The organism is Microvirga sp. GN3, from assembly GCF_055792825.1.
Window position 1 is genome coordinate 1 of record NZ_JBVVAK010000192.1, and the last position, 12425, is coordinate 12425.

Below are 12425 nucleotides of genomic sequence, written 5' to 3' on the forward strand. Positions count from 1 at the left end.
CCCGAGACAGTGCTATGGCCGGCTGCGCAACCCCGGCCAACTCCGCCGGCCACCCCAGCCGTAGCGCCACGACCGATCATGCACTAACATTGACACCGGACCACCTCGTGGGGGCTGGCCACAGGCTTCCTCAAGTTCGGCCAGCGACGTCGCGATGGACATGCGCAGGTACGGCGACAGCCCGTAGGCCGTGCCGTCCACCATCGCGACACCGGCTTCATCGAGGAAGTACATCACGACATCGAAATCCGTCGCGAGAACCTTTCCCTCGGGTGTGCGCCTGCCGATCAATCCCGAGCATGACGGATAGGCATAGAACGCGCCGTCCGGGGAACGGCAGCTCATGCCCGGAATGGCGTTGAGCAGGTCGACCGTCCGGTCGCGGCGAGCGCGATAGGCGTCGCGTGCCTCCGCGACGAAGCTCTGGTCCCCATTCAACGCGGCGACGGCGGCGGCCTGGCCCAACGAGCAGACGCAGGAACTGGACTGCGACTGCATGGTATTCATGGCGCCGATCAGCCCCGTCGGACCGGCACCGTAGCCAATGCGGAAACCTGTCATCGCGTAGGTCTTGGAGACACCGTTGACCAGCAGCGTCCGCTCCTTGAGCAGCGGCTCGATCTCCACTGGGCAGACCGGGTCGGTCCCGTCGAAGCGGATGTGCTCGTAGATGTCGTCCGTCATCGAGGCAACGTGGGGGTGACGGACCAGGACATCAGTCAAGGCCCGCATCTCGTCCCGCGAATAGAAGGCGCCGGTCGGATTACAGGGCGAGTTCAGGATCACCCAGCGGGTCTTGGGCGTGATTGCGCCCTCCAGCGCATCGGCCGACAGCTTGAACCCGGCGTTCTCCCCGCAGGCAACCACCACCGGGGTCCCGCCACAGGCCAGCACCATGTCGGGATAGGAGACCCAGTAGGGTGCGGGGATGATGACCTCATCACCCTCGCCGACGGTGGCCACCAAGGCGTTGTAGATGACCTGCTTCGCGCCGGTCCCGACCGTGACCTGATCAAAGCCGTAACGGACGCCGTTCTCGCGCTCGAGCTTTGCGACAATGGCCTGGCGAAGCGCCGGCGTACCGTTCACGGGTGTGTATCGGGTCTCGCCTGCCGCGAGGGCGGCCACGACCGCGTCCTTGATGTGCTGGGGCGTCTCGAAGTCCGGCTCGCCGGCGGTCAGGTCGATGATGTCGCGTCCCTGGGCGCGAAGCGCACGCGCCCTGTCGCGCGCGACCATGCTGGGCGACGGCTTGATACGCCTGATCCGCTCCGACAGTTCGATGGCGCTCGTGTTCATTACGCTCCTCCCTTGGCGGCTGCGCTGAGTGTCGCGAAGTAGGTGTTGTCGAAGCGGCCCTCGCTGATCGCCTGGAGTGCGTCCGCCTCGCGCAGCTCCTGCTGGCGCACGAGGGTCAGAAGCGCGGGAGCGACCGCGCGGTCGAAGGTCACGACGCCATCCACATCCCCGAGGACGACGTCACCTGGCATGACCACCATGCCGTCAATAGCGACAGGTACGTTGATCTCGCCGGGACCGAACTTGTAGGGACCGCGGTGGGTCACGCCGCGGGCAAAGCACGGGAAGTCGGAATCCTCGAACGCAGCGACGTCGCGGATCGCGCCATCGAGAACGAAGCCAGCCACGCCCATGGCCTTGGCGCGGCTCATCATGATCTCGCCGACCAGTGCCTGACCCAGATCCCCGCCGCCGTCAACCACGAGGACGTCGCCCGCCCGCAGGATCTCGAAGGCCTTGTGGAGGGCCAGGTTGTCGCCGGCCCGGGTCTTGACCGTGACCGCCGTTCCGATCATGCGCCCTCCACGATGGAAAGGCTTCAGTCCACAGGTGCCGTGGAGCCGGTTCATGTTGTCGGACACGACCGCGACGGCCGCACTCCTGAATCCATCGAGGATCTGCTCGGGAACCGGCTCCAGGGACGGGTTGAAACGATGACCAGGAATCGACATGGCTCTCAGCAACTTCGTTGCGTGAACGGCGTATGCCCTGCAAAAAAGTTCTCCATTGACCACGTGAAGACAAGCGAATTATTTTCGGACTTCAATTCACTTTTCTTCACGTCACGGGGGTGGATCGCCTTGGCAATCACGGTCAAGCAGGCGGAGGCTTTTTACTGGGTCGCAAAGCTCGGGAGCATGATCGAGGCGTCGGCGCACCTGAACCTGGCGCAGTCCACGCTGTCGAAACGCATCTCGGAACTGGAGGCTATCATCGGCACTGCCCTGTTCGACCGGGGCAACCGCGCTATCGTCCTCACCCGCACCGGCGAAAACCTCGTGCCGATTGCCGAGGACCTCATTAGGCTTGAAGTTCGCTTCCGTGAGTCCGCGATCGGCGCCCTGGCCTTCAGTGGCCCCTTCCGCTTCGGCGTAACGGAGCTCGTAGCGCTGACCTGGCTGCCCAGGCTCATCGTTGCGATCAAGGAAGCCTACCCCGAGGTCATCCCCGAACCTGAGGTCGATGCGAGCGTCATCCTGTTCAACAAACTCAAGGATCACCGGCTCGATCTCGTCGTCGGTCTCGATCCCCCATCAGGCGCCGGTTTCAGTTCCGTGCCTCTGGACAGCATTGCGTTGCAATGGATGTGTGCGCCGAACTTCGGCCCGATGGGCGATGTTGTCCCCTTGCGGGAAATTGCGTCCTACCCCGTCCTGACCCAGACGGAAGGGTCCGGACTTCATCGACTGGTCCTTGATTATGCCAGTGGAAGCGATGTCAAGCTCAACCGGATTGTCAGGTGCAACAGCCTGACGGTGCTTGCGACGCTCGCCGCGGCGGGGCTTGGCATCACGGTCCTGAACGAGCACTACTTCCAGCCCGAGATCGCCAACGGACTTCTGCGGGTCATCCGCACGGCCCCGGAGCTTCCACCCGTCAGTTATTATGCCAGCTTCCGTTCCGATGCCCTCGATCCCTTAGCCCATAACGTCGCCCTGCTGGCGCGGGACTGCTGCGACTTCTCAATCCGCCGAAGCGCCACGATCTAGGGTGGCGCCAGGTCTCCCGGAAATTACAAGGCAGCTTTGGCGCATGGATCGGGTTATCGATCCGCTGCTCCGTGCAACAGGGGATCGATGTTGCACCGCTCGCCCTCGGTCCATGATCGCACACTGGCCGGCTGGATGGTGGCAAATTGGGCGCATCGGTTTCCGCGCATCATGGTGTGCAACGGGTCATTTTCTGCCAATCCCCTGCCCTTCAGGACGTCTCGTGTTCGCTCCCTAAGCGGACGTTTGGTCTACTTCAGCTCCGTGCCAGAAGCTGCCATTCACCCGTGCTCGTGGCGTTTCAGCGCGCCCTCCCCGCCCTTTTGCGGTAGGGTGGAGGCCCAGGCGTTCCGACGGCGGCGAAGCCGGGAGGGTCCCATGGACGTTGGCACTTGGCTGCGCAATCTGGGGCTGTGCCAGTACGAACAGGCGTTCCGCGAGAACGACATCGATGCCGAGGTCCTGGCCGAGCTCACGCCCGACGACCTGAGCGGGCTCGGCATCACCTCAGTCGGTCACCGCCGCAAGCTGATCGCCGCCATCGCGGCCCTGCGCGCCGGCTCAGCTCCAGCGACTTCCCGGTCCCCGGAGGCATTGGCCGAGCTCTCAGGGACAGCCCTGCCCCTGCGCGAAGCTGAGCGGCGGCAGCTCACGGTGATGTTCGTCGACCTCGTCGGCTCGACGGCGCTCGCCGCACGCCTCGACCCTGAGGACATGCGTGAGGTGATCGGGACTTATCACCGCTGCGTTGCGGCGGCGGTTAACCGCTTCGGCGGCTTCGTTGCCAAGTACATGGGCGACGGCGCTCTCGTTTATTTTGGCTATCCGCAGGCCCACGAGGACGATGCCGAGCGGGCAATCCGCGCCGGGCTGTCGCTCGTTGAGGCCGTCGGCCAACTGACAAGCAGTGAGGAGGCGGCGCTCCAGGTGCGGATCGGAATCGCCACGGGGCTGGTGGTTGTTGGCGATCTCGTGGGCCAGGGGGAAGCGCAGGAGCGCGGCGTTGTGGGGGAGACGCCGAACTTGGCGGCCCGGCTGCAAGCGCTGGCGCCGCCGGGGGCGGTCGTGGTGTCGGAGAACACGCGGCGGCTGCTCGGTGGGCTTTTCGACGTGGCGGATCTCGGCTGCTGCGAGCTGAAGGGCTTTGCGGAGCCGATGCGAATGTTTCACGTGCTCGGTGAGGGCCGCAGCGAGAGTCGGTTCGACGCGCTGCACGCCACCGGACTCCTCCCGCTGGTCGGACGCGAGCAGGAACTCGCGCTTCTTCTGGACCGCTGGGAGCGGGCCAAGGGTGGTGACGGACAGGTTGTGCTGCTCACCGGCGAGGCGGGCATTGGAAAGTCTCGGCTCATCCGAGCGTTTCGTGAGCAGCTCATCGACCCATACACGTTGCTCACCCCATACGGCTCGCAGCATTACACCAACACGGCGCTCCATCCGATTGTCTCCTGGTTCGAGCGAGCCGCCGGATTCACGCGCGACGATCGTCCCGAACAGAAGCTCAAGAAGCTCGAGGCCGTGCTCGCGCAAGCTTTCGACGAGATCGACGAGGCTAAGGTCCTGATGGCATCTCTCCTCGGGATTCCAGCGGCCGAGCGATCTCCCCTGCTCGACCTCACGCCGGAGCGGCTCAAGGAGCGCACGGTCGCAGTGCTGCTCGAGCAGCTCGAGGGGCTTGCCCGCAAGCAGCCGATGCTGGCCATTTATGAGGATGCGCACTGGTTCGATCCATCGACGCTCGATCTCCTCGCTCGCGTCGTGGAGCAGATCGAGCACCTGCCGGTGTTGGCCGTGGTCACCTCGCGCCCGGGCTTCTCTCCGCCGTGGGCCGGAGCCGCGCATGTCACCCAGCTCTCGCTCGTCCGCCTGCGCCGTAGCGAAGGCATCGAGCTCATCGGGCGGATCCTCGGCGGCAAGGCGCTGCCACGGGAGGTGATGGATCAGATCGTCGCCAAGACGGACGGCGTGCCGCTGTTCATGGAGGAGCTCACCAAGGCGGTTCTCGACGCGGATCTGTTGGTCGAGACCGGGCACCGGTTTAAGCTTGCCCAACCTGGCGCGCCGCTGGCGATCCCGGCCACCCTGCATGACTCGCTCATGGCGCGGCTGGACCGATTGGGCGAGATCAAGCAGGTGGCCCAGGTTGGAGCCGTGATCGGGCGCGAGTTCTCACCGGACTTGCTGGCGGCCACCATCACCATGCCCGAGCCCCAGCTCGCAGCGGCGCTCGATCGCCTCATCCAAGGCGAGATCATCTTTCGCCGTGGTGTTCCGCCCAACGCGTCCTATGCCTTCAAGCACACTCTCGTCCAGGACGCCGCCTATCAAAGCCTCCTCAAGAGCCGCCGCCAGCAACTTCACGCCCGGATCGCGGAGGTCATCGCCGAGCGCTTTCCCGCCCTCGTCAACTCGCAGCCGCAAGTCCTGGCGCATCACTTGACCGAAGCCGGGCTCTTCGAGGGTGCGTCCGAGGCGTGGGCGCGGGTTGGTCTGGCGGCGCTTGGTCGGGCCGCGATGAAGGAGGCAGCCGCGGCGCTGGAACGGGCGGTGGAGCTCCTGCACCGGCTCCCCCCGAGTGACGAGCGCAGTCGCCGCGAGCTTAATTGGCTGAGCAAGCTGGCGATTGCGTTGACCAACACCAAAAGCCCGGCCTCAGTCGAGGTCGAAGAGGTCCAGAGGAAGGTGGCGGCCCTGGCGGAAGAGCTCGGCGATCGCACCGGCTTGTTCCGCGCCCGATGGATGCTCTGGCGCACCACCAATGTCCGTGCAGAGTACGATGCCGCCATCGTGATCGGTGAAGAGCTGCTCGATCAGGCGACCCGCGAAGGCAACCTCGAATTCGTGGTCCAGGCGCACCATGCGCTCTGGTCTTCGCATCTGTGGCGCGGCGACCTACAAGAGACCTGTGCTCATGTCGATCGCGCACTGGAGCTGTACGACATCGCCCGGCACGGCTCTGATTTTATGAACTACGGCGGTCACGATGCCCGCGAATGCGGTCTCAACGAGGCTGGCAATGCGCTGTTCCTCATGGGCTATCCCGAGCGCGCCCTAGCCTCCATTCATGCCGGACTCACGCACGCGCGAACGATCGGAGACCCCCAGGTGATCGCGCATGCCCTCCATGCTGGCTTGGCGACGTTTCAGCTCGCCGGCGAGTTGGACGAGCTGGCCGACCGAATCCGCTGGCTCCTTGAGCTCGCGGAGCAGCACGCTCTGGCGATGTATGGCTCGCTGGCGCGAATTTTGGAAGCTTGGCTCAGGGTGGTTCGGGAAGGCACGCCCGATGCCGTGGATACCATGCAGGACCATGTCGATCGGCGACTGCGGATGGGAACAGCCTTTGAGCAGACCTATCACTATATGCTCATGGCTGACGCGCACCTGCGGCTTGGGCAAGTGCAGGCCGCGATGGCCGCGGCGCGCGAGGGGCTCACGCGCGCCGAGCGCACGGGGGAGCGGCTGAGAGTCGCCGAGTTGCATCGGCTGACGGCCGCCTGCCATCGGGCTGGTTCTGGTGATGATCCCGGAGCCGCCGAGATCGCGCTGCTGGCTGCACTGACGGTTGCGCGCCAGCAAGGCGCGCGCATGTGGGAGCTCAGGGCGGGCTGCGACCTCGCCCGGCTCTGGGCCGAGCAGGGCGAGAGGCAGAAGGCGCATGAGCTGCTCGCGCCCGTCTACGGGTGGTTCACGGAGGGATTCGATACGCCCGACCTGAAAGCGGCCAAGGTATTGCTCGACGAGCTGCGTGCGTAGGAATGCTGGTCCGATGCGACTTCCGGACGTGCACCCCCGAAGGTCCCGCCGTTCATTGTCGGCTCTGGGTCGAGCCTGTGTGAACCCTTGAACCAAGCCGATTGAGACGAACAATTTGTACAACAGCACGCCCCTGTACCGAGAATTCCCCGGTCTACCAAGGCTTACGAGACATGAAATTGCTCCAAGGAGTGGCCCGTCAGCGTTTTCATACAGTCTCGGTCAAAGTCGGTCATAACGAGAGTTCTTGTGAAGGTCTCCTCATCCTAGCGATGTAGAAGTACGGCTAAGGTCAGCCCCATGCCAGGAGGCGACATTCGCACTGATGCGGTGGCCTGCACAGCAACTAACCATTTCCGGGTCTGCTCAACACCTCTCTCAAGCCTTGCCAACCCTGCCCTCATGCTTATGTGCTTAATCTTGCAGGAGCGCTGTCTCCCAACCAGAGATCGCCTCCTTGTCGCTCTGGGCCCGATCCGGCGGTTCTGCTAATTTCATCCTGTCATAGGGAACCGAACGATGGCCACCCAGCCTTTCATCACGCTGTGGTTGCCGGCGGGAGTATGGCCGGTCTTCTCGCGACCCGTGTCCTTGCCGATCACTTCGAGCGTGTGACGCTCATCAAGCGGGACGTGCTTCCGAGCAATTCTGAGTCCCGCAAAGGGGTGCCTCAAGGACGTCATGCCCATGTCCTGCTCGTGCGCGGTCAAGGCATCATGGAAAGGTTCTTTCCAGGCCTCGCTGAGGAGCTTTGCGCCGCTGGGGCGGTGCATGTGGGCGTGCCGGAATTCGCCTGGCTCCATGCGGGACACTGGCGTGTCCGGTACCGTTCGGATCTGTCGTTCCTGGCCATGAGCCGGCCGCTCCTTGAGACAACCATCGCCAGGCGCGTGCGAGCCTTGCCAAATGTCACCATTCAGGATGGTACTCGGGTGGAGGGATTTCGGCACGATCAGGAGCAGAAGATCACAGGTCTGCGCACCCGCTCCATAAGCCCCCACAGACCAGCCGATGAGATCGGAGCCGAGCTTGTGGTAGACGCAACCGGGCGAGGCAGCGCAACTCCCGGATGGCTCAAAGAACTTCAGTTCGATCCGCCACGAGCCGATCAAATCGCAACTGCCGTCACCTACGCGACCTCCACGTTTCGAACAACGGCTCCCCTGCCCGACTGGCACGCGCTTGTCATCACAGGCACCCCCGCAAAGCGCACCGGCTTTATCTCCGCCATTGAAGGGGATCGGTGGCTCGTGTCACTGAGTGCATTCTTCGATGAACCTGTCCCGCGCAGCCATGAGGAATTCCTGGCCTATGCCCGATCTTTGCCGACGCCGGAGCTGTATGAGGCAATCCGGCAGAGCCAGCCACTGTCGGATGTGGTGCATTACCATTTCGCCGGGAGCGTAAGGCACCGCTACGAGAGGCTCCGGCGCTTTCCGGAGGGTCTGATCGTGTTCGGCGATGCGGTTTGCAGCTTTAACCCTGTCTACGGCCAAGGCATGACTGTCAGCGCTATTGAGGCCGAGACCCTCCATCCCGCTCTCGCCACGGCGAAACAGAAGGGAGGCCTCGGCCCTGGATTTGGACAACGCTGGTTCCGGAGCATCCAACCTACCATCGATGTCGCCTGGGACGGTGTGCAGGTGGAGGACTATCGCTTTGCGGAGCTGAAGTACCAGCGTCCCTATCGCATCCGGCCGCTTCAGTGGTACCTGGGACGCGTCCACTAGGCGACCTACCGGAGGCCGGTTGTGGCAGATCAGTTCTATCAGGTGTTGAGTTTCCTCGCGCCCCCAACCTCCCTGTTTCGCCCGCGCATCCTCGCTGAGGTTCTGGCCGGACCGGCACGTTAACCTTTATCCTTGGGCAAGTTGGCGCATCGATAGCTGCCGCCTGCTCATAGTTGGGTTTGTGCGGCTCGAACATGGTCCTGAAGCCGCAAGTCTTATCCGCGCGGATCTGGTATATTCGGGGTCCGCAGGAGGCACGAAATGGCGCGTGCCCAAGCTTTGGAAGCGCTGGTCCTGCTGGCCCAGAGCGAGCGACAGGTCTGCATGGCCACGGCGGATTGCCTGATCGCCGACGGCATCATGGCCATCGAGGTTGCTAGCACCGACGAGGGTCTCAGCTACCTTGAATCCCGCAGCGGCATCGGCCTGGTGATCACAGAGATCGATATGCCCGGCTGCCTCAGCGGGCTCGACCTCGCGCGCTTCGTCACGCGGCGCTGGCCGCACATCGGGATCATCGTCCTGGGTTGGCCCACCCAGCCCACGCCGAGCCTGGCGCAAACCGTGACTTTCCTATCTAAGCCGTGTCCAACCGGATCGCTGGTGAAGCAGGTGCGTGCCACGTTGACAGCCTTCTCTCGACCTGCTTGGGGGAGGCAGGGTGTCAGGAGCTCGATATCAACCGGGCTTGTCGAAGACCATCACCTTGGACACGTAGGCCAGCACGTCGCGGGTGTGGGTCAGACCACACGCTCTGGCCATCGCGCCGAAGTCCTCCTCGAGGTACCCGGCATAATATGGCTCGTGGTAATTCTGCGGGAACAGCTCCAGGAGACCATCATACTCTGGCTTGTCGCCGCGCTGGAGCGAGTCCACCAGAACCAAGCGGCCGCCGGGCTTCAGCACCTTAGCGAACTCATGGAAGATGATCTGACGGACCTTAGGCGGCAACTCATGGAATACGAAGATGCTCGTCACCGCATCCTGGCTGGCGTCCGATACCGGGATCGCCTCCCCGTTGGCCACGACGAGGTTCAGCCACGACCAGCGCTTCAGGTGACGCTTGGCTTCCCGAATGTAGGGCTCCGACAGATCAATACCGAGACAGGGTAGCCGCGGCCAGACCTGCTTGGCGCAGTCGAGAAAGCGCCCGGTGCCGCAGCCAACATCGAGCAGTCGCAGCTGGCGCTGATCTCGCCGGGCGAAGACCTGATGCAGGGGCGGGAGTGCCTGCCGCCGCATGGCGTTGGCGGTCCCACTGAAGAGCACCTCAACCTGAGTATCGTAGCGCTGGGCTGAGTCCTCGGTCATCCAGCCGCCGGTCTGAAAGTGGAAGTTCTGAAGATAGTATCGGGGCCGCTTACCCTGGATTTCTTCAGTAAGAACCTCGCTGTGCCCGCCGCTTTTGCGCCGGCGATGAACACTTGGCAGGTCCTCGAAGAACAGGCTTGAGCGCCGAAGGCGCGTCAGCAGGGAGCCATCATGATCGGCGGGCAGAGGGTAAACCCCCGCCTCGACATTGGCGAGGTCCTGCCGGAACAGAGCCGCCATATCCTCATAAAGGCGGTTACGGTCCTGCATGGGCGCCGCGGTGTGAGCCCTAGGGCGCTTGCTGTCACCCTCTTCCACCCGTACCCGCTCGGCAAGGCGGCTCACGGCTGCAGCGTGGACCGCATACCAGGCGAACCGGGGTAACTGTCTCGTATGATATGCAGCGCGTGTGGCGAAGCGGGTAAGGGGACCGGTCATTCTTCCCTCCGCGTGGGCGGTGGAAAGTGTGATCTCATGAAGCTGGATCTGCAAGTGGGCCACTCGGGGCGCACAATTCATCTGCGTCACTCGGTGGTGCCCGATGTCGCTGACTTTGCCGTCCGAATGGCGTGCATCCGGCGGGGCACCATCGGGTTCACCAGTGGCGGTAGAGGTACGTGTCGGGCAGGCCCAGGCGGCGGCAGGATTGGATGGCTGGGGATGACCGCAGGATGAGGCGGTCACTCGCCAGCGCCAAGGCACACACCAGAATTCGTTCTGTCGGCCGCAGCGTCCAACGAGGACCGAGCCCGAGACGCTCCCGCGCCCAGATGGGAAGAAGTTCTACCGCTGCTTTGATAAGCACCCGCTGAACCGGTCGCGCCAGCATCGGCAGGATCGGGACGTGCGCCATGATCTCCAGGAACTCGAAGATGACTGGCGATGCGACGAGCTTGGGCCTCATCACCTCGAACAAGGCGCCGAGTTCATCCTGTGAGGCGGGCGCGCCAGTGGCGCCGTAGAGCCGCGCGGCCGGCAGTCCTTCGGCGAAGAGTGTCTCCCGCTCATCCACCGTTAAACAGCGCACATAGGAATGGTAGGCCTCCGTAAAGCCGAAGCTCGTCGTCGCCTGCACCCAGTTGAGCAACTCTGGGTCGTTAGCGTGGTAAGGCTTGCCCGCGCTGGTCCAGCCGGTCACACGCTCATGCCGCCTCACCACGCCCGCGATCATGGCTTCTGCCTTGCTGCGCGGCCCGTAGACAGTGACCATGGTGGCGAGGCCAGTCCGCCGCAGGCGTGTGAGTGGATCGGTCCGGAAGCTGCTGTGCTGCCAGACACCATCGCGCACGCGTGGCTCGGCAAATTCGAGCAAAACGGCTGTCACTCCGCCAATGAATACAGGAACAGGGTTCTTGAACATGCGCCATGAGATGGAATCCGGCGGGATCAGCGCCGGTTCTTCCTTTGGCCTAGAAAAGTCGATGGTCGGCTGCGGCTGCAGGAAGGATTGCGCCAGCTCATCGATCTGGCGCTGGAGCGGGCGAGGTAGGATGATGGCGCCCGAACTGGCAATCACGGTGCTATCTCCGAACCCTCAATGCAGCCTGGGCGCAAAAGGTTGCACCTGCCAATTCGCCAACCTCTGAGGCTGAAGGTCCGCACCGGATCACGGCAGGAAATTCGCTGCCCTTCAGGAACGTCCCGTGTTCCCTGCCAAAGCAGACATTCGGCCTACTTCTGGAATGTGCCATTAGGAGACCTTCCAGGCTCACACTCTCCTTCAGGCTGAGCTCCAATTTTATCGCGGAAGATTTCGCGGAAGGCTGTTATGGAGCTGAACGGTCAAAGCGAGTGTGTCACTAAAAAACCCTGCCCCAACGTCGGGGCAGGGTTGAGTGATCTCCTCGCCTTCGGGGTTACGCCGAAGCCAGGCCAGTAGGGCATGCAACCGCCCCGGAGTCAAATCAGTCCATGTATTCGCAAGCCAATAGGTCTGTATTCACATCAGCAATGCTGGCATAGAAAGCGTAAAGCCGCTCGGTGTTGCATCTTTGCTATAGGCCTTCTTGGCTAAAACTCCATACTCTGCCCTTGCGACTCCTCGCACAAGGGATGAATTGCTCATGAAATCTCGTATTCTTGGCGTGCTCGCGGCAACAGCCATCTCAACGGCGGCTGTCTCCACTGCTTCCGCAGCCGATCTGCCCGCCCGTGCGGCTCCGCCCCCAATGATCGCTGCTGTTCCGGTCTTCACCTGGACCGGGTTCTATGTCGGTGGCAATCTCGGCTGGGGCTGGCGTGACGACGATGACGAAACCGTGGTGCTGACCGGCCCGGGCATTCCGGCCGGCCTGGAGGGCACGCTGAACTTCGGTAATGGCAACGACGGCAACTTCACCGGCGGTGGCCAGATCGGCTACAACTATCAGATCGGCTCGTTCGTGATCGGTGCCGAGGCCGACATCCAGTGGATTGACACCGACGACAACGATGCCGTGTTCATCCCAGGCCCGGGCTTTGCCGGCACCTTCGTGCCCGGCGAGTTCGAGGACTCTTCGGATTGGTGGGGCACGGTGCGCCTGCGCGCCGGTGTCGCCTTCGACCGCTTCCTGGTCTACGCCACCGGTGGTCTGGCCTACACCGACGACAACACCGGCTGGACGGCCGGCGGTGGTGTCGA

The 12425-nt window shown here is 63.4% G+C and carries 8 protein-coding genes; 4 read left to right on the forward strand and 4 right to left on the reverse strand.

Annotated elements, in window-relative coordinates:
• Positions 1 to 12 precede the first annotated feature (12 nt).
• Both ACS5Q1_RS41885 and ACS5Q1_RS41890 read right to left on the reverse strand, forming a co-directional pair.
• Positions 13 to 1299 (reverse strand): aspartate transaminase, encoded by a 1287-nt coding sequence (locus tag ACS5Q1_RS41885; RefSeq protein WP_473103776.1) that lies wholly within the window; start codon positions 1297 to 1299, stop codon positions 13 to 15.
• Positions 1299 to 1970, reverse strand: coding sequence for an RraA family protein (locus ACS5Q1_RS41890; protein WP_473103777.1), 672 nt, complete (start codon positions 1968 to 1970; stop codon positions 1299 to 1301). Before ACS5Q1_RS41890 ends, ACS5Q1_RS41885 begins: the two co-directional genes overlap by 1 nt.
• A 129-nt stretch (positions 1971 to 2099) precedes the next feature.
• Here ACS5Q1_RS41890 and ACS5Q1_RS41895 point away from each other — a divergent pair, with 129 nt between their 5' ends.
• The 3 genes from ACS5Q1_RS41895 to ACS5Q1_RS41905 all read left to right on the forward strand — a co-directional run bounded on the left by ACS5Q1_RS41895 (position 2100) and on the right by ACS5Q1_RS41905 (position 8494).
• Positions 2100 to 3008: a LysR family transcriptional regulator gene (locus ACS5Q1_RS41895; protein ID WP_473103778.1), complete on the forward strand. Its 909-nt coding sequence runs from the start codon at positions 2100 to 2102 to the stop codon at positions 3006 to 3008.
• A gap of 378 nt (positions 3009 to 3386) precedes the next feature.
• Entirely contained in the window at positions 3387 to 6764 is a 3378-nt protein-coding gene (locus ACS5Q1_RS41900; protein ID WP_473103779.1) for an adenylate/guanylate cyclase domain-containing protein, read from the forward strand.
• Positions 6765 to 7309: 545 nt separating this feature from the next.
• Entirely contained in the window at positions 7310 to 8494 is a 1185-nt protein-coding gene (locus tag ACS5Q1_RS41905; protein WP_473103780.1) for an FAD-dependent oxidoreductase, read from the forward strand.
• 678 nt (positions 8495 to 9172) lie between these two features.
• On the opposite strand, the gene ACS5Q1_RS41910 is transcribed toward ACS5Q1_RS41905, so the two are convergent.
• Positions 9173 to 10243, reverse strand: a complete 1071-nt coding sequence (locus tag ACS5Q1_RS41910) for a class I SAM-dependent methyltransferase (RefSeq protein WP_473103781.1) — start codon at positions 10241 to 10243, stop codon at positions 9173 to 9175.
• Between the two features lie 157 nt (positions 10244 to 10400).
• Complete coding sequence (locus ACS5Q1_RS41915; RefSeq protein WP_473103782.1) at positions 10401 to 11321, reverse strand: oxygenase MpaB family protein; 921 nt, start codon at positions 11319 to 11321, stop codon at positions 10401 to 10403.
• Positions 11322 to 11868: 547 nt separating this feature from the next.
• On the opposite strand from ACS5Q1_RS41915, the gene ACS5Q1_RS41920 reads away from it, so the two are divergent.
• Positions 11869 to 12425, forward strand: a 557-nt coding sequence (locus ACS5Q1_RS41920; protein ID WP_473103783.1) for an outer membrane protein, incomplete at its 3' end; no start/stop codon positions are given.